Raw genomic sequence first — 21452 nt, 5'->3', positions numbered from 1 at the left:
ACCCGCGCTCGAGTACGAGCGCGGGGGATTCAGGAAAGGAATTATTCCCGAGGAAATTTGAGTGCCTTTTCGAAATCCCTTTTAGCGTTCACAAAAAAGAGCACACTGAACAAAAAGGCTACAGACGGGATTATGGAGTTGCCCATGGTTACTCCCAGTGCAGCAGTTCCAACAAGGTGAGCGCCTATCCAAAAATCAAGAAAGGACACAAGGCACCAATGCAGGTATGACTCCTTCGTTTCGTAGATGAACAGGATTGCTGTGCAGGTTAATCCCGTGTCCACGATAATCCAATGTATAGGTTCCATATAATGGGGCCTTCGACTTTTCTAAAACCAGACTAAAATAATAAACTGGTCTCGTCAACTATTAAACCTTTTTCGCAAAACGTACTATACTGTTACAATTCTTTTACTAAACCCTGAACCCTATACCCTCAACCCTTCTTATGAGTTTATTTTCCAAAAAACTTGGCATTGATCTCGGCACCGCCAACACCTTGGTGTTTGTTCCGGGTAAAGGCGTCGTGTTAAACGAACCATCAGTGGTTGCCGTGTCTGAACAAGACAATAAAATTTTAGCCGTCGGAGTTGAAGCCAAAAATATGATTGGGAAAACCCCCGATTCGATTATTGCCTACCGCCCGATGAAAGATGGTGTGATTGCTGATTATCGAGTGACCGAAGCCATGTTGCGATATTTTATAAACAAGGCTCTTGGCAAATGGAATATTTGGAAACCAGAAGTGATGATCAGTGTGCCAGCTGGCGTGACTTCGACTGAACGGCGCGCGGTGATTGAGGCGGCTATTAAAGCTGGAGCCAAAAATGCCTACGTGGTGAAGGAACCAATTTTGGCGGCCATCGGCGCGGGTATTCCTATTCAAGAAGCTGTGGGACGAATGATTGTGGATATCGGTGGTGGCACGACAGATGTGGCGGTGATTTCGCTTGGAGGTATTGTTGCTTCAACTTCCGTAAAAGTGGCTGGCAACAAAATTGATATTGCCATTACCGATTACATTAAAAAAACTTTCAACTTAGCGATTGGGGATAAAATGGCGGAGGATATAAAAATTAATATCGGTTCTGCCGTGCCGCTCGAAGAAGAGATTGCCATGACAATCAAAGGCCGTGATTTTATTACTGGGCTTCCTCGAACAGCTGAAGTAAAAACCAACGAAGTGGTCAAAGCCATCAGTAAAGAACTTCGCGAAATGGTCAAAGCTATTAAAGATGTTTTGCAGGAAACGCCACCAGAACTGGCTGCGGATATTATTGATCAAGGAATTATGATGACAGGCGGTTCTTCGCAGTTGCGCAATTTACCAGAATTGGTTTTTCGCCGAACTGGAGTGAAAGCCACACTTGCTAAAGATGCACTCTATTGTGTGGCTCTCGGGACAGGAATTGCGTTGGAGCATCTTGAGATGTACAAGAAGAGCATCATAGCGAAGCGCTAGAAGCCATGGAACACAAAACACGGAACACGGAACATGCCGAAATTTTGGGGCATCATGCCAATGCTATTTTTGGAGATGTTAACGCCAAAGAAAAATTATTTGAACTTTTAGAACGCTCGTGGAAGATTGAAACGAAGGGCAACCCAGATTTTTCGTATCAGAAATTTGAATCATTGAACATTGAAAACGCCAGAATTCTGAAAGAATTTCAAGAAAAAAAATCTTTTGTAGTGGACGCTAAGAAAATTTTTGTGATTGAAGCGGACTCGATAACGCTCGAAGCCCAAAATTCATTGTTGAAAGTTTTTGAAGAACCGACTGAAAATACTTATTTTTTCTTGCTTGGCGAATGTGTGAAAAATTTGATCCCGACGTTGCTCTCGCGTGTGGCAAAGATTGAGATGAGAACAGCCCCGGCCGCCGCGGCCGGGGCCAAAGAATTCCTCTCTCTCAGTTTACCCAAACGTCTCGCCTTTGTTAAAAAACTAGCCGACGATATTAAAGACGAAAAGAAAACTAAGGCAGAAGCACTCCGTTTGATCGAAGGTGTTGAAGAAATTTTGTATCAAAAGTTTAAAGATAAAAAGGGGCTGTCGCCAAAAATTTTAGTCGATATCGAAAAATGCCGAGACTATATGCTCGACCGCTCGGCGAGCGTCAAAATGCTTTTGGAATACGTTTCTCTTATAGTTCCGCTGCCTAAATGATTTTTCGTGATTGGATTTTTTCTGGAGAGCTGATAATATAACATGGAGCACGTATCATGAAGCATGGAACATGCAGACAAGATTTATCCCCTTGCTCCATGTTGTGTGCTACGTGTTCCATGACCCTCTATGTTTTCCTTCACTAAATTCAATCAAAAAGGCAAAGATATCGAAGAGTGGCTCACTAAGGAGTTGGGGAGTGTTCGCACGTCTCGCGCAACGCCAGCTATTCTCGATGGAATTTTAGTTGAGTCATATGGCGCCAAGATGCCGATTAGTTCTGTTGGAAGCATCGCTAGTCAGGACGCGCGATCACTTTTTATCACACCGTGGGACACGTCACTCATAAAAGAAATTGAAAAAGCGGTTGTGGCGGCGAGCCTGGGGCTATCTGTAGCCGCAGTGGACACTGGTGTTCGAGTTTCATTTCCAGAACTAACCAACGATCGACGAACAGCGTTATTGAAAATCGCGAAAGATAAATTGGAAGATGCGCGAGTCTCAGTGAGAAAATTGCGTGATGAAGTCCAAAAAGAAATTGAGGCGGCAGAAAAAGCAGGGGGCATGGGAGAAGACGAAAAGTTTCGTTTAAAAGCGGAATTGCAAAAGCTTGTGGATGCGCTCAATAAAAAACTTGGGGACGCGGCGGAGAGGAAGGAGAAGGAAATACAAAGTTAGGGTATAGGGGTTAGGGTTAAGGGTGTAGTTTTTGAAATACAAGAAATCTTTTTTGATTAAACCCTGTGCCCTCTACCCTAAACCCTTTTTAAAAATGAACATAATAATTTTTCTAATAATTTTAGCGTTGCTCGTCCTCGTTCACGAACTTGGCCATTTTTTGATTGCCAAAAAAAATGGAGTGAGAGTAGATGAATTTGGTTTGGGATTTCCTCCCACACTTTTTAGTAAAAAAATTGGTGAGACTATCTACTCGCTGAACCTCTTACCGTTCGGCGGGTTTGTGAGAATTTTCGGTGAGAACGCTGAAAGTTTAGAAAGCCCCAATGGAGTGGTTGAAAATAAAAGTCGAAGTTTGGCGCATAAAAGTAGTTTCGTTCAAGCGGCTGTGCTCTCTGGCGGCGTTTTGTTTAATGTTATTTTTGCGTGGCTTATTATTTCTCTAGGTTTTATGTTCGGTTTGCCGACAGCCCTCGACACGACCAATGCTTCACAACTGACTAATGTACAATTAACTGTCACTTCCATTTTGCCAAATTCACCAGCAGAATTGTCAGGGTTGAAAGCGGGAGACGCGATTCTTTCATTAAAAACCACAACGGCTCAAATGACGGAAAAATTAAATCCAGACACGGTTCACGATTTTATTATGAAAAGCAAGGGTCCAATTGAGATGTCTATACAGCGCGGGTCAAAAATTTCTCAACTGCAGATTGAAGCGAAAAAAGGAATCGTTGGGGACGCGGTAGCTATCGGAATCGGCATGGACATGATCGGCTACATCAAGTTGCCAATTTTTAAAGCTTTTTGGCAAGCAGGAATTATGACTGAGCGTTTGTTTGTAAATGTGGCGCTGGGAATTTTTGATTTTTTCAAAGATGCGATTTTTGGACGAGCTGATTTGTCTACGGTCTCGGGTCCCATCGGTATGGTCTCGTTGGTTGGCGACGCGAAAAATCTTGGTTTCTCGTATTTGATTTTTTTCACCGCGCTTCTTTCAATAAATTTGGCTGTTATTAATCTTTTACCACTGCCGGCGCTCGATGGCGGTAGAATTTTTGTGGTCCTCATTGAAGCTATTAAAGGCTCGCCGCTCAAACCGAAATTGATTCAAGGATTAAACACGGCAGGATTCGGGTTGCTTATTTTACTGATGCTATTTATTACCTATCACGATATCGTTAAGCTCTTTTAGAACTTGCCTGTTTGGCCCTTTTCTCTAAGTCTACGATAATAGAGTTTGTCCTCGTCAGTTACAATAAAGAATTGCGATAGTCAACTATCGCGTTTTTTCGGGCTTTGCTGTAGTATTAAAGCCACGGATTTTAATTTCTATCCACCTATTTTATTTTATGCGCCAATCAAAACTTTTTACAAAAACTCGCAAAGAGGCTCCAAAAGATGAAGTGGCAAAAAATGCCGAACTGCTCATTCGCGCAGGATTTATTCACAAAGAAATGGCTGGAGTTTATTCATATCTGCCGCTCGGCCTTAGAGTTATAAACAAAATTGGCAACATTATTCGCAGGGAAATGAATGCGGTTGGCGGACAGGAAGTGATGCTCACGGTTCTTCAAGACAAAAATCTTTGGGAGAAAGCTGGCAAATGGAGTGACGCGGTTGTCGACAATTGGTTTAAAACTAAATTAAAAAATGACAACGAGGTCGGGCTTGGATACAGTCACGAAGCCGAGCTCACCAATCTTTTGAAAGATTATGTTCGTTCGTGGAGAGATTTGCCGTTGTATATTTACCAAATCCAAACGAAATTTAGAAATGAAGCGCGAGCCAAAAGTGGCATCATTCGCGGCCGAGAATTTTTGATGAAAGATATGTATTCTTTTTCGAGAACTCAGGAGGAACACTCAGCTTTTTATGAGGGAGCAAAAACTGCGTACAAAAATATTTACGATGCAGTTGGAATTGGTTCACAGACGTACATCACGTCTTCAAGTGGTGGAAGTTTTTCAAAATACTCAGATGAATTTCAGACGGTGACTGACGCAGGAGAAGATGTCATTTATATTTGCGAGAAATGTAAAATGGCTATTAACGATGAAATTTTCAAGGAAGTATCCGCTTGTCCTAATTGTGGCAATAAAGATTTAGTGAAGAAAAAAGCCGTTGAGGTTGGAAATATTTTTAATCTCGGAGTTAATTTTTCTGAACCACTTGAGCTCCATTTCATGGACGAAAAAAGTGAAAAGAAAACCGTTATTATGGGTTGCTACGGTATCGGGCTCGGGAGACTCATGGGTACGATTGTGGAAGTTCTCGCCGATGAAAAAGGCATTGTCTGGCCAGAATCAGTTGCGCCGTTTAAAGTTCACCTCATCTCACTTTCTATGGAAGGTGACGCTAAAAAATACGCAGACGAGTTGTACGAGAAATTAAATAAGATGGGAGTTGAGGTTTTGTATGACGATCGAGATCTTCGCGCCGGAGAAAAATTTGCTGATTCGGATTTGTTGGGTCTACCATGGCGGCTTGTGGTCAGCGATAAAACAGTCAAGGCGGGCGTGATTGAAGTTAAAGGCAGAACCGAAAGCCAATCAAAAATGTTGAGTGAAGCTGAAGTGCTCAAGATGATCTAAGAAGCCACATGAGAAACAAACACCTAGAAAAAATGTATACTTTTTTGTCGAATGACATCGGGATTGATCTCGGTACGGCTAATACACTGGTCTACATGCGCGGACAGGGAATTATTATCAACGAACCTTCTGTTGTTGCCGTTAATAATAAAACTGGTCAAGTGGTGGCCGTTGGTATTCACGCTAAATCGATGTTGGGACGCACGCCGCCGCACATTAGTGCGGTCAAACCGCTTGTTGGCGGTGTAATTTCAGATTTTGAAGTGACTGAAGAAATGATTTCGTACTTGATAAAAAAAGCTGAAGCTAATTCTAGAAAACTTTTGGGACCGCGAGTGGTTGTTGGAGTTCCTTCAGGAATTACAAATGTGGAAACCCGAGCGGTACGCGACGCTACCAAAAATAACGGCGCGCGCGAAGTCCATATCGTAGAAGAACCGATGGCCGCCGCCATCGGTATTCGTCTTCCCGTGCAGGAACCGGTTGGAAATATGATTATTGATATCGGTGGAGGTACGTCAGACATTGCCGTTATTTCTCTCGGAGGAATTGTGCGTTCAAAAAGTTTGAAAATTGCCGGCGATCGATTGAATGAAGATATTATTTCCTATATTCGAGGCGAATTTAAAATTTTAATTGGGGAGAAAACCGCTGAGAGTATTAAAATTGCCATTGGTTCTGTCTTGCCCAGCGGCTCTCCAATGGAAGCTTCAATCCGAGGGCGCGATTTGATTACCGGATTGCCACGCGAAGTGATTGTGACCGATTCTGATGTTCGTGAGGCGATTGCGCAATCGGTCGATAATCTCGTTGAGTCCGTTAAAGAAGTTCTTGAAACCACGCCGCCTGAAATTGTGGCAGACATCATGCATCGCGGCGCCTATCTTGTCGGAGGTGGAGCGCTCCTCAAAGGTTTTGATGAACTGTTGGTCGATTCTTTAAAAATTCCCGTACACATCGCCGAAGACCCTTTGACTGCCGTTGCTCGTGGCGCTGGAATTATTCTCGAAGATCTCGATCGGTATAGTGAAGTGTTGCTTCAGAATGAAGATGAATTACCTCCAAAAAAATAACCACAGAAATAGTAGCGCTTGGAAGTCTATTGTTGGCGTGGTTTTAGTTCTTGGACTGGCCGGAATTTTTTATTTTTTCCTTCCGAACTTTTTGACACAAACGTTGTACGGGGTTGCAACGCCTGTTTGGAATTCAAGTGAATTTGTCAAAGGTAGTTTTGCCGCTGTGTGGTCTATGTTTGATGATAAGGCGAAACTGGAATCTGAAAATGCCGCGCTTCTTTTAAAGCTCAGTATTGCAAACGTGGCGCTTACGACCCTCGATGATTACAAAAGAGAAAATGACACGCTCAAGACTTTGCTCGGGAGGACCAACGGCGAGAAATCAGTTTTAGCCTCCGTTCTTAGTCGTCCCGGCCATACTGCGTATGATTCTTTTGTGGTTGACGCGGGAAAAAATGATGGCGTGAAAAAAGGCGATTTGGTTTTAGTTCAAGACTTTGCTATTGGTACAGTGGAAGAGGTGTTTAATCGCTATGCAAAAATTTCTTTGTTTTCGTCCTTCGGTGAGTCAGTGTTAGTGAGGGTCGGTACAAGTGGTGTTGATACCGAAGCGCTCGGCAGAGGAGCCGGAAATTTTTCTATTAAACTCCCAAAAGAAATTCTGGTTAAGCCGGGAGACGTGATAAAATCCACGGGCCTCTACCCGAAATTTTACGGCGTTGTTGGAGATGTTGAGCAGACAGAAACGAGCGCCTTTCAATCTATCCTTTTTACCTTACCGGTCAACTTGAACATCGTTGATCAGGTTTTGATACTTTCCTCCGAAGAATAATTCTATGGTACTAAGAATTCTAATGGACATCATTCTTTTGGCCGCCGTTTTTGCACTGCCCGTCTGGCTGGTTTTTTTGGTAGCGATTATCTGTTTGTTTATTTTTGATAATTTTTACGAATGTATTATATTAGGAGTCATTGTTGATGTGCTCTACGGCGTCCCCACTCGGTTTCTTCCCACCCCTGTGCTCTATTCGGTTTCTATGTCAGCTATTTTTATTCTCAAAGCTTTTTTGCGCAGACATCTAAAATTTTATGGTATTTAAAAAAAACCTTCATCAAAAAAATTGGAATAGGGAAATCGATCCTGATGAGGTTTTGCTTGATGCCAAAAATTTGCCCGATTTCGATCGGAGTCAATTTGAAGGGCGCCTGGAAAAACCAATTTCAAAAAAGACCATTATTGGCGCGGGAATACTTTTTTTGATTATTTTTTTGGTTTTTTCCGGAAAAATTTCTATGTTGCAAGTGGCCCAGGGCAAACAGTACGCATTGAAAAGTGAACAAAATAGTTTGCGTCAAACTACCATTTTCCCTGAACGTGGCGTGGTGTACGACCGCAATAAGGTTTCTTTAATCTCAAATGTCTCAGCCAGTACAACCAACGAATATTCCCAAAGAAAATACGCTTCGATTGACGGTCTCGCTCATATTCTAGGGTACATTCGCTATCCATCTAAAGATGCCAACGGTTTTTATTACCAAGGTCATTATGAAGGAATGGATGGTGTTGAGAAAATGTACGAAAGCCAAATTTCTGGAAAACCGGGACTGAAAATTATTGAAACCAACGCGCTGGGAAAAATTGAAACTGAAAGCGTGATCGAACCTCCAGAAAACGGTCAGACGCTCAACCTTTCAATTGATGTGAGAATCGGTGAGAAACTATACGATCTTATGAAAGCCTCGGCGGATAGCATCGGCTTTCAAGGTGGAGCGGGAGTGATTATGGATGTTACCACTGGCGAAATTTTAACGTCTGTAAGTTATCCTGAATATGATTCTAATGTGATGTCTGATCGCACAAACACCAAAGAGATAAACGATTTTTTCAAAAGTAAGAATATGCCTTTTCTTAATCGGGTGACTGACGGTTTGTACACGCCAGGCTCGATCGTCAAGCCGTTTGTGGCGCTCGCGGCGCTGAAAGAAAATATTATTGATCCCAACAAAACTATTTTAAGTACCGGTTCAATTTCTATTCCCAATCCATTTGATCCAACTAAAAAAAGTGTGTTTAACGATTGGCGGCCGCAAGGGTATGTTGCCATGAGAGATGCCTTGGCGGTTTCGTCTGACGTTTATTTTTACGAAATCGGCGGGGGATTTGAAAATCAGATTGGTCTCGGTATCGCCAAAATTGAAAAATACATGCGACTTTTTGGTTTCGGAGAAACCTTGCCCGGGAATCCGCTTTTGGAAAAAAATGGAACGATTCCTAGTCCGGAATGGAAAAAGGAAAATTTTAATGGAGAAGATTGGAGAATTGGAGACACGTATCACACCGCGATTGGTCAGTATGGTTTTCAGGTGACACCGACGCAAGTGGTTCGGGCAGTTGCCAGTTTGGTCAACGGAGGAAAACTTTTAAGTCCAACTTTGTTGCAAACAAGCAAGGTTGAAGCAGATAAGGCTGCCGAAGTGTTACCATTTACTGAAGATCAAATGCAAGTGGTTCGGGAGGGCATGCGACAATCAGTACTTGTCGGAACCTCAAAAGGTTTGAACATTTCACAAGTCGAGCTTGCCGCAAAAACTGGAACCGCTGAACTTGGAACAACTAAAAAATTGGTGAATTCATGGGTTGTGGGTTTTTTCCCATACGATCACCCTCGATATGCTTTTGCTGCCATTATGGAAAAAGGTCCATACGAAAATACGATTGGGGCTTTGTATGTGATGCGACAACTTTTTGAATGGATGGCGGGGAATACGCCCGAATATCTCACAGAACACGAAACATAGAACATGGAACATAAAAAAGAGGGAACAGAGGCCGGCGCGCGAAGTGCGCCGGCTTTAATGTTCTGTGGTCCGTGTTCCGTGATCTGTCTTCCCGCTTGATACTTTATACCCCATACTCTATACTTGTTTCCATGTCTTACATCATTGTCGGCCTCGGAAATCCCGGTGCAGAATACGAAAATACCCGTCACAACACTGGAAGAATTTTTCTCGAGGCTTTTCGCGTGGCTGAAAATTTGTCCGATTGGGAAACTGATTTTAAAACCAAAGCTTTGATTTCTTCTGGCAAAGTCGGTACATCAGCTGTCATGCTCATCGAACCTGAAACCTTCATGAACAAGTCAGGTGACGCGGTGAAGAAGTGCAAGGATTTAAAATTTAAAACCACCGGCAAGGGAAAACAAAAAATGGTTGAAGCGGTCAACTTGGCAGTCATTCATGATGACTTAGATATTCCGTTTGGAAAAGTGAAAATTTCTTTCAACAAAAGTTCTGGGGGCCACAGGGGAGTTGAGTCAATTATGAAAGCAATTAAAACTGAAAGTTTTGTCCGCGTTCGGGTCGGTATTTCTCCGGTCACTCCCAAAGGCGACCTCAAGAAACCAAAGGGTGAAGAAGCCGTCGATAAACACATTCTCGGAAAATTTTCTCCTGATCAGCTTGCCACTCTAAAAAAACTTTCAAAAACCCTAAACGAATCATTGCATACGCTTGTTGTCGACGGTCGCGAAATGGCGATGAGTCAACAAAGTGGCTTATAGCTTTAAGCTGAGAGCTGTGAGCTTTTAATAAAACATGAAATTATTTCTTACTTCAAACGGTATTAGCAACAAGTCGATTGCCGAGGCCTTTATTGATTTAGTCGGAAAGCCAGCGAGTGAGATTCACCTCGCTTTTATTCCTACTGCAATGAACGTCAGTAGGGGCGACAAAAGTTGGTTTATAGATGATTTATCCAATCTCAAAAATCTTGGTCTCAAATTTATTGATATTGTAGATATTTCTGCATTACCTCAAGATATTTGGTTACCAAAACTTGAGAAGGCTAATGTTTTGTTTTTCTCAGGAGGAACTTCAGCTCACTTGATGTATTGGATGAAAAAATCTGGCCTGAAGGAGCTTTTGCCTGAACTCTTAAAAACTAAGGTATATGCTGGGATAAGCGCCGGCAGTATTGTTACTGCACCAACACTTCTGATGAGTAACAAACGTTCGGTCTATAAAGAACTTACTGGGTATGATGACAATGACGCACTTGGTTTGGTTCCTTTTTATTTTTACCCTCATTTACATTCTCCAGATTCACCAAAGAATACAAAAGAAAATCTCACTAAGGTTGCAGAAAAAATTAAAGAACCAATATATGCTCTTGACGATGAGTCCGCACTTAAAGTTGTTGATGAGGAAGTTGAGGTTGTTAGTGAAGGGAAGTATCTTATTTTCAATCAAAGTAAATTATAAGTATTTGCAATTTGTACGATATATCGTACAAATTGGCTAGGGTTGTTTTGGTACGTCTTCTTTCTTGAGTAATGAAACAGCCAGCTAGAATTTAAAAACATGAGTACAATTTTATTGCTTTCCACCGCTCGGTTTTTGATGAACAACCCTCCTGAAGTTTTGGGGCGGCCTTTCAATACTTTCAAGATGGTTCACATTACAACTGCTTCGAAAGGAGTTTCTGATACAGCCTACTTTGAAAGGAATCGAAAGTTTTTCAAAGAACACAACTATGATTGCACGGAAATAGATTTGGATCACACGACAGGGGATGATTTAAAAAAAGTTTTAGAAAAAACTGAATTAGTGTACGTTGAAGGTGGTAATACGTTTTTACTCATGAAGTCAATTAGGCAGAGTGGTTTTGAAAAAATTATAAAAGAGTTGTTGCCGAAAGGTTTAATTTACATGGGAGCAAGTGCCGGCAGTTATGTTGCCTGTCCAACAATAGAAATGGCGCTTTGGAAACATCAGGATAAATACAGTCATTACAATCTTACCGATTTGACCGCCATGAGTTTGGTTCCATTTCTTATGACGGTTCATTACAAACCAGAGTATGATCAGATTTTGAAGGAAAAAATTTCTCAAACCCCACTTCCGGTAAAAATTCTTACCGATGAGCAAGGGATTTTGATGCGAGATGGGAAGGTGGAATTGATCGGAAAAGGTGACGAAATTATTCTATAAAAATCTCTACTTTGTACGATATATCGTACAAATTGGGCAGAGCCGTTTTTTTTGTCTCTTCTTTCGTGAACAATTCAAGGTGTCAAATTGATTTTGTACGATATATCGTACAAATAGTGAACCGACATGTTCAATAATTAGTTTTCATCAAGCATTTGGCCGAGAGATTTTTTCTGGGCTTCAAACGGAACGGCAGCTAAGTTAAAAATAAGTTTAAAAACGCGATTCATGGCAACGTGATTTTTTACCCACGAAGCGGTGTGTATGAAACACTTTTGCTCAAGTTGGTTCTCAAAACGAGCTACAGTTGAAGGACTAACCTTCAACATCTCGCTGATCTCGTGCGTCGCCCTCCCTTTCTGTATCAAGTAAATCATTGCCAGACGTTTCGCAACCATCAGTCTCTCTGTCTTTGTTAGTATTTCTTTGAAGATTTTGTTTCTGGCTTTCAAACCTGTGTCACTCAAGACAGCGATAATGTGCTCCTCTAGTTCGCGGAGTACCTTTTCAGCTACAAGGTGTTTGGATACATGTGGCATGTTGTTATTGTATCACAACAATATTTTGTACGATATATCGTACAAAATATTTTAATGACAATAACTAGAACGAAATTAAAAGCAAATAAGTAGAGAAAACTCCGCCGCGACGTAGTCGCGGCGGAGTTTTCAGTTTAATCAAAAAATTTTTTTTCAGCTCTAGGCTTTCTTTTCACCTGCAAACGACAGCGCCATCTTCTGCTCCTTCGCATCAAAGAAGGTGATTTTGAAAGAGTAGGTTTTGCCGAGTTCTAGATTGGCGCGCAATTTTTCTTCGGTTCCAAATTCAGAAATGTGAACAAGTCCGGCGACACCCTCTTCAATCGAAGCCAAGGCTCCGTGTTTGTTGAATTTGATGATAACCGCCTTGACCACATCATCTTTTTTGTATTTCTTGCTGGCATCAACCCAAGGGTTTGCTTTCAACGCTTTAATTGAAAGTGAAATTTTTCCTTCCTTAATTTCAATTATTTTCACGTTTACTTTCTGGCCGACTTTGTACAAAAGTCGTGGGTTTTCTACAAGTGCCCAGTCGATTTCAGAAATGTGCACCAAGCCCTCAAGTCCTTCTTCGATTTTCACGAAGATGCCGAAGTCTACGATGCCCGTGATTTCACCTCCGACTTCATCGCCAACAGTATATTTACCGACAATCTTTTCTTTATCTTTTGTTTCAGGATTTTTCTCAGAGAAAATCAATTTACCTTCTTTAGGAATGGCGGAAATAACGCAGACAGAAATTCGTTCGCCAACCAACTTGCGGAGTTCCTCGATAATCTTATCTTTATCGCCTTCAGCCACGCGAGGGTAATGTTCAGGCTTCAATTGTGACGCAGGAAGGAATCCTGCAATGCCTTGCCATTCCAAAATCAAACCTCCTTTGTTAGCTTCCTTAACCAAAAGTTCTAAAGTTTTCTTGTCGCGAATAGCCGCTTCGGCCTCGCTCCAAATCATCGCCTGTCGAGCTTCTCGAAGAGAGAGTTCAACATAACCATCTTCATTTTCAACATCGACAACCTTGGCGGCAATCTTGTCCCCGATGCTTACTTTTTTGATAACATCTCGGGCGTTGATGTATTCCCGTCCATAAATAATACCCGTGCCGAATGGCGACAGGTCAACAAACACTTTAGCTTTTTCGATATTTAAAACAGTACCCTCAACCAAATCTCCAACGGCGGCTGGATTGCCGGTTTCCTTGATGAGACGTGTCATCAAGCTTTCTTCTTCTACTTTTTCCTCGTGATCTTTCGCGATCATATCTGCTCCACTTGAACCGTCCTTTACTTTCGCAGTAGTATCTTTTTTCATTTTTTAATGGTGAATGCGAGGCTCAGACACTTTGTCTAAGGTTAGCTCACACTCTTTCTATTAAATGCCCAAGAACTAATAAAATAACCCCATCTGCTTTGTTGCCAGCTCCGTTTGCTCCCGCAATGTATATGAATACATTTTGGTCGCAATCCTCGCTGGCGCCTCGCATCTGGAGGCTATTTAATTAGTTCTCAATTATGCATCCGCAATCTGGCGAACAGGCATGGGGGTATTATACAGAGAAACGCTCCAATGGCAATAACCGGAGCGTTTCTCAAGTTAAAAGTTTTCCTGATTTTGCAAAATAAAACGAGACACAAAAGGTTGTGTCTCGGAAGTGAACATCGTGCTTTAATCGGCCGATTCGATCGGCGGAGTCAACGGAGGAAGATCCGCAAACCTGAGCCAGTTCCTGACGGGGAAGTTTCCTGATTGGTGCCAGAATTTTCGCACAAGCCGCGGCAACACATTACGCGTTGCGTGCTCATAATTCTCGTGCCGTAAGATTACTAGATCCTGATCATCTTGCATCCTCTGCAACTTTACTGTTGTCCCGTCAGCGAAGGCCAGAGTGATCCATTTGTAGTGAGAATCGTCGCCTTGCGGATCGAAGATTTGATAGTCACCGTAGCCGCAGGCAAGCGTCCTGTCAAAAATCCACTCTGCCTTTTCAGTGCCAAATCCTCGGATGCAATTTTCTCCACGCGTCAGTGGCTCTCCTTGGTATGGCCTTTGAAACAAGACTAAGGCGTGGGGCGAGGCGGTCATAATTGCCCCAGGAACTTGGATTATTACGGAGCAAAGGTTCGTGATCAGTATTGTATCGCTTTTCATAGGTCTTTCTTTCGCATTATTTCTAATCAAAAACTAGTTTATTTGTTGGGAGTTGTCAATGATTGGGGGCTTTAATCTTTTTTCCGTTCTGTTATACTTGAGTCCTCTTCCTATCAGCTAACAGCTATAAGCTTTCAGCTTATTTTTATGATAATCACATACCTAGGCCTCGAAGCCTTCAAGATTCAATTCGGCGACACCGTGATCGCGGTCAACCCGATTTCGAAAGATTCAAAGCGTAAAGTTTCTCGATTTGGTGCCGACATCGCTTTGATTTCCTTAAACGATCCAGATTTCAACGGTGTTGAAGCAGTCACTCATGGCGATCGCGCGCCGTTTGCTATTACCGGTCCTGGCGAATATGAAATTAAAGGAATTTTTATAAAAGGATTTAAAGGTGAATCCCACTACGGGCTCAAGGCCGGCTCAGGCGAATCGCGACTCAATACTATATATAGTCTATCGTTGGAAGGCATGAATCTTTGTTTCCTCGGTGCGCTTGATTCTAAAGATTTATCCGCGGAAACCAAAGAAGCACTCGATGATATTGATGTTTTGTTTGTGCCAATTGGTGGCGAAGGAGTTTTGAGTCCATCTCTGGCCTATGAGCTTGCAGTAAAACTAGAACCGAAAATTATTATTCCTACCCACTACGAAAATGCTCAGGATAAAAATCTTAAGTTATTTTTGAAAGAAGCCGGAGAAGAGGGAATTAAACCGGTAGATAAATTGACGCTCAAGAAAAAAGATTTGGAGGGCAAAGAGGGCGAGGCGATTGTTTTGGAGGCACAGGTTTAATACGAACATACGAAATGGGTACGAAAATACGAAAACATACAAAAATTTTTTCTATGTAACGAGAGTTTTCGTATTATTTCGTATTTTCATAAACAAGTTCATATTTATATGTTCGACTACATAGAACAATTGAGAAAGAAACCTCTCGCCTACCGGAAGCGTTTTTTGCTCATTGTTACCACGTCAATCACTGGTTTGATTTTTTTGATTTGGGTCAGCACTTTTAATTTCAGTTTCGACCAGCCAGTACAGTCATTGGAGGAAGAACAGTCCGGTCCAATTAGTGAAATCGCATCAAATATTTCTAGTTTTTTCACGGTCATAAAAAAGTTGGGTAGCGAGATGTTTGCAGGTGATGCTACAACTTCTCCCGACCAAAAATATTGAAAACACACCACAAAGTTTTCGTAAAATTTCGTATTTTCGTATACCCGCCTTTTCGTATTGAAGGACTTCACTTTTTATTCATTTTCTGTTAAAATTGCCCCACAATGCCCGACAAGAAAGAACCAAAAAACGAGGAAAAAGCCCCTCATGTAAACGTAGTTTCCCGCAACATTTCCACTGAAATGCGCGAGTCGTATCTCGACTACGCCATGTCGGTTATTACCTCTCGAGCCCTTCCTGATGTTCGTGATGGATTAAAACCAGTGCACCGCCGCATTCTCTTCGCCATGAACCAGATGGGTCTCACTTCGTCTGCCAAATTTAGAAAATCCGCCACCGTGGTTGGAGAAGTACTCGGTAACTATCACCCTCACGGCGACATTGCAGTGTACGACACAATGGTAAAAATGGTTCAGGATTTTTCGATGAGATACCCGCTGATCATTGGCCAGGGAAACTTTGGTTCAATCGACGGCGATCCAGCAGCTGCGCACCGATACACTGAAGCTCGCATGTCTAAAATTTCTTCAGAACTTCTTCGTGACATCGAAAAAGAAACTGTTGATTTCCGTCCAAACTATGACAACACCAAACAAGAACCGATAGTGTTACCTTCAGTCGTTCCAAGTCTTTTGCTCAACGGCACATTGGGAATTGCTGTCGGTATGGCCACCAACATCCCACCGCACAATCTCGGCGAAGTGGTTGATGCGACAACACATCTTATCGATAATAAAAGTGCCACAACCGAAGATTTATTACAGTTTGTTAAAGGCCCCGATTTTCCAACGGGCGGCGTGGTCTTCGGCGCCAAAGATTTAATGCACGCCTACGGCTCAGGCCGCGGTGGCGTCGTAACTCGAGGTATTGCAGAAATTATCGAATCAAAATCTGGAACTTTTCAAATTGTCATTACCTCAATTCCGTATCGCGTCAACAAAGCTGAACTCATCATGCGCATTGCCGACTTGGTTCGCGACAAAAAAATCGAAGGCATCAAGGGTCTTCGCGATGAATCCTCAAAAGACATTCGCGTGGTGATTGATCTCAAGCAGGGAGCCTATCCAGAAAAAGTTTTAAACTTTTTATACAAACACACTCAGCTCGAAGAAGCTTTTCACTTCAACGTGGTTGCGCTTGTTGACGGTATTCCTCAAACTTTGTCACTGAAATCCATCCTCGAGGAATTCGTGGCGCATCGGGTGATCGTCGTGCGACGCCGCACCGAATTTGATTTACGAAAAGCGGAAGAACGCGAGCACATTTTGATCGGTCTGAAAAAAGCGCTGGATCACATTGATGAAATTATCAAACTCATCAAAAAGTCGAAAGACACTCCCGAAGCTCACGCCAACTTGATGAAGCAATTTAAATTCTCTGACCGTCAGGCCACCGCCATTTTGGAAATGAAACTCTCACGTCTCGCCGGCCTTGAACGCAAGAAAATCGAAGATGAACTCAAAGCGATCCAAGAACTCATCGAAATTCTCAAAGCTATTTTGGCCAGCCCAAAGAAAATTCTTTCAATTATTAAAGATGAGTTGAACGAAATCAAAGCCAAGTATGGCGACGAACGCCGCACCAAAATTATCAAGGCCGGCGCGGGCACGTTTTCCGAAGAAGATTTAATTCCCGACGCGGAAAGCGTTTTGGTGCTCACCAAGGGCGGTTACATTAAGCGCACCGATCCAGAAGAATATCGCAAACAGAAACGCGGAGGAGTTGGCGTGGTTGATCTTGATACTAAGGAAGAAGATTTTGTGACGATGTTTTTGACGACCACAACCCACAGTGATTTGTTGTTCTTTACCGATAAAGGCAAGGCCTACCAAGTGAAAATGTATGAAATTCCAGAAGGTAAACGCGCCACGCGAGGAAAATCCATTGTAAACTTCATCTCACTTTCTGATGACGAAAAAGTTACGAGCATTTTGGCGATGCCGAAAGAAGTTAAACAATCAACCCTGTCTCTTATGATGGTTACAAAATCTGGCGTTGGCAAAAAAGTGGCCGCAAAAAGTTTCCACGATGTCAGACGCAGTGGTTTGATTGCTATTAAACTTCAGCCGGGCGATCAATTGATTTCCGCTTCGTTTGTTGAGAAGGGGGATGATTGTATTGTCGTCACCAGCAAGGGTCAATCAATTCGTTTTAAAGAAAATGATGTGAGAGAAATGGGCAGAAATGCCGGCGGAGTTCGTGTTGTTCGACTCGGAAAAGGCGACATGCTTGTTGGCGCTGACATCATTAAGAAAAGTCACAAAGAACCATCACTGCTTGTCATCATGGAAAATGGTTATGGTAAGAAAACTGATCTCTCAGAATATAAAGTGCAAAAGCGCGGAGGATCGGGCATCAAGACCGCCAAGATTACTCCAAAAACTGGCGTACTCATCGCCTCAAAAGTGATCGATGAAACTGAAATCGAAGAGGTGATTGCCATTTCCAAAAAAAGTCAGGTCATCCGTGTTGATATCAAAGAAATTCCTGTCATTGGCCGCCAGACTCAGGGCGTTCGCATTATGAAACTCCGCGAAGGTGATGCCATCGCGTCACTTACTTGTTTGTAACATTTTTGTTTTGTGACCACACCACCTTTTCAGTTTCTCAACAGTAGTAGTATTTCTCGGGTGGCAAAAAATCAGTCATTTGATTGTCGCAAGATATTATTTTTTCTCACGGGCCTTTATTTTTTGACGGTGTTTGTCTCAAGTTTTTTCATGCCGTATTATATTTTGTTTTGGCAAAAACCGGGTGAATTAGCTAACGGTTCGTTGTTTGCAGACACAAGACAAACTACGAGCGCTCTTGAGTGCAATCGTTCTGGACATGATGTACTCATCGCAAATCCATGCGATCCGTGGAAGCGGCCATTTGATTATCCTCGCATATGGATGGCGCTGGCCCCACTCCAGATAGATCAGTCGCACACAGTCTTTTTAGGAATCCTTTCGGGAATACTTTTTTTTACCAGTGCTTATTTTATAATTGGCTTTATAAATATACCGGAAGTGATTGTGTATCTTTTAATTTTGCTTTCCCCGTCTGTTTTGCTTGCGGTTGAACGGGGTAATAATGATCTCATTATATTTTCTCTTTTGGCCTTGGCTACGTTTTCTATAAGTAGCGTACAGAAGAAAACTAATGTTTTTGGTTACGTCGTTTTGTTTTTAGCTGCTGTATTAAAATTATATCCAATAATGGCGCTTGTTGTTGTGTTGAAGGAGAAAGGAAAAAGAGGAACGCTTATTTTTATAAGTGTTTTTTTCACTTTCTTGTTGTACCTATTCGTAATCTTTAATGACATTCAGCGTATAGTTCAAGTTCTTCCAACTATCGGTAATTATTTTACGTACGGAATTAGCGTCAGCTTCGATATCATTGAGCATGTTCTAACATCAAAAGTAGGTTTTTTTATCGAATTTTTAACCCTATCATCACTGCTGGTTTTGATTTTTTCTATATTTAGGAGACGCAGCTATTTTGGAACCGCAGTGGAATTTGAAAATTCCCAACGTGGAAGAGTTGTTAGTGCCGGTTTTCTTGTTGGGGCAGGAATATATCTTGGTACCTATATCCTTGGTAGAAATTATGACTATCGATTAATTTTTTTAATTTTTTTAGTGCCACAACTTTTAATTTGGATCAAAGATGCTGGAAAATACAGTATTTCCGCCTCGGCCGTTTTGCTTGGGGTTATCTTTAGCGTATGGCTCAGTCGATGGTCACAAAACTTATTGTATATAGATGAAATAATAAATTTTTTATTATTTTTATATTTTTTTGTTTTTTTCTCTAAGATATTCTACCAACGAATTTGGCTTGACGGACTATATCCAAATATACAAAGTATCTATCGGAAGTAGCCTCACTAGTATGAACAATAAAAATATAAAAATTGCGATAACTGGAGGGGCAGGATTTGTTGGGCAAAATCTTCTCTTCGAATTAAAATCAGAAAGATACACTCGTTTTGTTGTTATAGATAAGAGTGCCTATAATTTGTCGATACTCCACAGGTTACATCCGGAAGTGGATGTTGTTGAGGCAGATTTAGCTATTTCTTCTGATTTTTGGGAGCGGACGCTTGAGGGTGTAGACGTAGTTATTCAGTTGCAGGCACAAATTACAAGTACGCATTCGGAGCAATTTAAACGTAACACGATTGACACCACATACAGTGTGCTCAATGCATGCAGAAAATTTAGTGTCCCGCGTCTCATTCATGTCAGTTCTTCGGTGGTCAATTCTGTTGCAACCGATGATTACACAAACGCCAAAAAAATTCAAGAAGCAGGAGTGCTTAGAAGCGGTCTCCGATATACGGTGTTACGGCCAACGTTGATGTTTGGCCCATTTGACCCAAAACACTTAGGTTGGTTGTCACGTTTTATGGAAAAAACTCCGATTTTTCCTATTCCTGGCAACGGAAAGTTTTTGCGACAGCCACTGTATGTTAAAGATTTTTGTCGATGTCTTGTGCGGTCTCTGAAGCCCGAGTTTAATAATCAGGTGTTTGATATCGTCGGTGACACTCGCATCGATTACCAAGATATTATTTTTGCAATTATTCGCGCCAAAAAATTATCTACAAAAATTATACACATCCCAATTGTATTTTTTGGTTTTATGTTGCAGATATGCGCGTTGTTTGTTCAAAAACCACCATTTACTGTTCAGCAGCTCACAGCATTAGTGGCAGGGGACGATTTCAAAGGTGTTGATACAAAAAAGGTGTTTGGTGTCACTCAAACGCCTTTCGAGGATGCGATTCAAGAAACTTTTGTCAAGACAAAATATATCGACGTTGTTTTAAGGCGCCAATGATTCTTCCTTGTGCCATACATATACCATTCCGATGAAAAAGAGGAAAATCAATATGCCACTGATAAGATGATCGTAATAATTGAAGGTTATATAACCACTGAGCAGAAAAGGAAGGTGAGCCACCATAAGTAATAAAGTCCCGCCAACGGCATAGTTACGAATTCGTATTGGTGCCCCCCCAAACATGCAGGGTAAAAGTGCTAGAGAAAGATAGTAAATGGGGGAAAGAGAGGTAAGCACATAGAGAGGTATAAACCCATATCCAAAAACCTCCAGAGATCTATTTTTCCAAAGCAACCACGCCCACAAAGCAAGAAGAGTTCCGGCCAGAGCGTAATATAAGAAAATAAATTTTTCAAAACGTGCAATACGTAGAAGCGTATGTGGAAAATCTTCAAGGTAATTTGACGCATTTCCATTTTCTTCTGAAGCAATCGTACTTATCAAATTCGGAAGTCCAATCTCAAAAATTTCTCCACGCAAATATTTCTCGTGGACGGATATCTTCTCGCTCCATTCCTGCCAGGCGCTCACTCCTCTTGTTGACGTGCTTCCAATAATAAAACACATGAGCATTGCTGTTATGCAACCAGCGCAAAAAATTATTACAGGTATATTTTTTTGCTTTTTGATGAGCGAATAAAAAGCGACACAAAACATTGGCGCAGCAAAAAATAACGGAAATGACCGAATCCCTATCGCAAGTCCCATTAATACACCACTTGAGAAAGGTTTTTTCGCGCGCCATAAAACAGTACTAACGATAATGCATAAAAACCAAATATACTGCAAAAATTGTCCACCAAGAGAATGAAATGCGCCGAAGTAAAAAAGAGTTAGTAAGGCCGTTAGTATTGCCAGTGTGTCTCCTTCCTTCCAGCGTATGAATGCAATCGAAAAGACAAAGACCAAAAAGTCTACCATCATGAGTAAGGTTAAGGCCAAGCCTTTTTGGGAAGGAAATGCATTTGCAAGATCTCCTGCCACCACAGACCAAAAAGGTGTTGGGTTGAAACCCTTGTCGGTAACTAGGTCTAGATTTGGAAGATGATTTTGCTGGTCACCTTCTTTGATAATCCAAGCTACATCATTTTTATATTCTAGCCAACGGGCTTCCGAAAATCGTTCACGATGACAAGCAGGAACGTCTTTTGAGGGCAGGAGATTGTAGGTTCGCAAATCTCGAGTTATGGTCTCATCTGACCACCCAACAGTTTTTCCTCCAGCTTCTATAGCGCATTGGTAGAAATCGAAATAACCCACTTCCCCAAAATATTTTGCTCCCAAATAGTAATGAAAAAACGCCC

At 41.9% G+C, this 21452-nt stretch carries 23 protein-coding genes; 17 read left to right on the top strand and 6 right to left on the bottom strand.

What is annotated here, in order from left to right; translation table 11 throughout:
• Positions 1-41: 41 nt before the first annotated feature.
• Positions 42-308, bottom strand: coding sequence for a hypothetical protein (locus tag V4467_00765; protein MES2087503.1), 267 nt, complete (start codon positions 306-308; stop codon positions 42-44).
• 140 nt (positions 309-448) lie between these two features.
• Here V4467_00765 and V4467_00760 point away from each other — a divergent pair, with 140 nt between their 5' ends.
• Together V4467_00760 and V4467_00755 are read left to right on the top strand one after the other, a co-directional pair.
• Positions 449-1462 (top strand): rod shape-determining protein, encoded by a 1014-nt coding sequence (locus V4467_00760; GenBank protein MES2087502.1) that lies wholly within the window; start codon positions 449-451, stop codon positions 1460-1462.
• Positions 1463-1467: 5 nt separating this feature from the next.
• The gene (locus V4467_00755) at positions 1468-2169 is read left to right on the top strand and encodes a hypothetical protein (protein ID MES2087501.1); all 702 of its coding nucleotides are present in this window, start codon (positions 1468-1470) and stop codon (positions 2167-2169) included.
• Here the strand turns inward: V4467_00755 and V4467_00750 are convergent.
• Positions 2162-2290, bottom strand: coding sequence for a hypothetical protein (locus V4467_00750; protein ID MES2087500.1), 129 nt, complete (start codon positions 2288-2290; stop codon positions 2162-2164). The genes V4467_00755 and V4467_00750 overlap by 8 nt on opposite strands.
• Positions 2291-2298: 8 nt before the next feature.
• Between V4467_00750 and frr the strand changes: the two genes are divergently transcribed.
• From frr to V4467_00700, 10 genes are all read left to right on the top strand, one after another.
• A complete protein-coding gene (gene frr, locus V4467_00745; protein ID MES2087499.1) occupies positions 2299-2847 on the top strand; it encodes a ribosome recycling factor in 549 nt (182 codons plus the stop codon).
• A gap of 94 nt (positions 2848-2941) precedes the next feature.
• Positions 2942-4042, top strand: coding sequence for a site-2 protease family protein (locus V4467_00740; protein MES2087498.1), 1101 nt, complete (start codon positions 2942-2944; stop codon positions 4040-4042).
• A gap of 157 nt (positions 4043-4199) precedes the next feature.
• Positions 4200-5441: an aminoacyl--tRNA ligase-related protein gene (locus V4467_00735; GenBank protein ID MES2087497.1), complete on the top strand. Its 1242-nt coding sequence runs from the start codon at positions 4200-4202 to the stop codon at positions 5439-5441.
• A gap of 8 nt (positions 5442-5449) precedes the next feature.
• On the top strand, positions 5450-6514 hold the full coding sequence (locus tag V4467_00730; GenBank protein ID MES2087496.1) for a rod shape-determining protein: 1065 nt from the start codon (positions 5450-5452) through the stop codon (positions 6512-6514).
• On the top strand, positions 6492-7289 hold the full coding sequence (gene mreC / locus V4467_00725) for a rod shape-determining protein MreC (protein MES2087495.1): 798 nt from the start codon (positions 6492-6494) through the stop codon (positions 7287-7289). Before V4467_00730 ends, mreC begins: the two co-directional genes overlap by 23 nt.
• Positions 7290-7293: 4 nt before the next feature.
• Positions 7294-7557 (top strand): hypothetical protein, encoded by a 264-nt coding sequence (locus V4467_00720; GenBank protein ID MES2087494.1) that lies wholly within the window; start codon positions 7294-7296, stop codon positions 7555-7557.
• The gene (locus V4467_00715) at positions 7547-9256 is read left to right on the top strand and encodes a penicillin-binding transpeptidase domain-containing protein (protein ID MES2087493.1); all 1710 of its coding nucleotides are present in this window, start codon (positions 7547-7549) and stop codon (positions 9254-9256) included. The genes V4467_00720 and V4467_00715 overlap by 11 nt, the downstream gene beginning before the upstream one ends.
• 131 nt (positions 9257-9387) lie before the next feature.
• Positions 9388-10017: an aminoacyl-tRNA hydrolase gene (gene pth / locus V4467_00710; protein MES2087492.1), complete on the top strand. Its 630-nt coding sequence runs from the start codon at positions 9388-9390 to the stop codon at positions 10015-10017.
• A 34-nt stretch (positions 10018-10051) separates the two neighbouring features.
• Positions 10052-10717, top strand: a complete 666-nt coding sequence (locus tag V4467_00705) for a Type 1 glutamine amidotransferase-like domain-containing protein (protein ID MES2087491.1) — start codon at positions 10052-10054, stop codon at positions 10715-10717.
• A gap of 99 nt (positions 10718-10816) precedes the next feature.
• Positions 10817-11446, top strand: a complete 630-nt coding sequence (locus V4467_00700; protein MES2087490.1) for a Type 1 glutamine amidotransferase-like domain-containing protein — start codon at positions 10817-10819, stop codon at positions 11444-11446.
• Positions 11447-11583: 137 nt separating this feature from the next.
• Here V4467_00700 and V4467_00695 read toward each other — a convergent pair whose 3' ends face one another.
• The 3 genes from V4467_00695 to V4467_00685 all read right to left on the bottom strand — a co-directional run bounded on the left by V4467_00695 (position 11584) and on the right by V4467_00685 (position 14133).
• Positions 11584-11985: a helix-turn-helix domain-containing protein gene (locus tag V4467_00695; GenBank protein MES2087489.1), complete on the bottom strand. Its 402-nt coding sequence runs from the start codon at positions 11983-11985 to the stop codon at positions 11584-11586.
• A 159-nt stretch (positions 11986-12144) separates the two neighbouring features.
• The gene (locus V4467_00690) at positions 12145-13296 is read right to left on the bottom strand and encodes a S1 RNA-binding domain-containing protein (protein ID MES2087488.1); all 1152 of its coding nucleotides are present in this window, start codon (positions 13294-13296) and stop codon (positions 12145-12147) included.
• 354 nt (positions 13297-13650) lie between these two features.
• Positions 13651-14133: a hypothetical protein gene (locus V4467_00685; GenBank protein MES2087487.1), complete on the bottom strand. Its 483-nt coding sequence runs from the start codon at positions 14131-14133 to the stop codon at positions 13651-13653.
• Positions 14134-14280: 147 nt separating this feature from the next.
• On the opposite strand from V4467_00685, the gene V4467_00680 reads away from it, so the two are divergent.
• The 5 genes from V4467_00680 to V4467_00660 all read left to right on the top strand — a co-directional run bounded on the left by V4467_00680 (position 14281) and on the right by V4467_00660 (position 20145).
• Positions 14281-14931, top strand: coding sequence for an MBL fold metallo-hydrolase (locus V4467_00680; protein ID MES2087486.1), 651 nt, complete (start codon positions 14281-14283; stop codon positions 14929-14931).
• A gap of 108 nt (positions 14932-15039) precedes the next feature.
• Positions 15040-15318 carry a hypothetical protein gene (locus V4467_00675; GenBank protein ID MES2087485.1) on the top strand — a complete coding sequence of 93 codons (279 nt, stop codon included), beginning with the start codon at positions 15040-15042 and terminating at the stop codon, positions 15316-15318.
• 104 nt (positions 15319-15422) lie between these two features.
• Positions 15423-17888 carry a DNA gyrase subunit A gene (gene gyrA / locus V4467_00670; protein ID MES2087484.1) on the top strand — a complete coding sequence of 822 codons (2466 nt, stop codon included), beginning with the start codon at positions 15423-15425 and terminating at the stop codon, positions 17886-17888.
• A gap of 12 nt (positions 17889-17900) precedes the next feature.
• A complete protein-coding gene (locus tag V4467_00665; protein MES2087483.1) occupies positions 17901-19184 on the top strand; it encodes a hypothetical protein in 1284 nt (427 codons plus the stop codon).
• A gap of 10 nt (positions 19185-19194) precedes the next feature.
• Positions 19195-20145: an NAD(P)-dependent oxidoreductase gene (locus V4467_00660; GenBank protein MES2087482.1), complete on the top strand. Its 951-nt coding sequence runs from the start codon at positions 19195-19197 to the stop codon at positions 20143-20145.
• Here V4467_00660 and V4467_00655 read toward each other — a convergent pair.
• The gene (locus tag V4467_00655) at positions 20131-21432 is read right to left on the bottom strand and encodes a glycosyltransferase 87 family protein (GenBank protein MES2087481.1); all 1302 of its coding nucleotides are present in this window, start codon (positions 21430-21432) and stop codon (positions 20131-20133) included. The genes V4467_00660 and V4467_00655 overlap by 15 nt on opposite strands.
• Positions 21433-21452 lie beyond the last annotated feature (20 nt).

The organism is Patescibacteria group bacterium (genome assembly GCA_040390045.1).
In the GTDB taxonomy this organism is placed as follows: Bacteria; Patescibacteriota; Minisyncoccia; order Phycocordibacterales; family SIBU01; genus SIBU01.
Note: the sequence above shows the minus strand (reverse complement) of the source record. Positions and strands in the feature narration are given on the sequence as shown.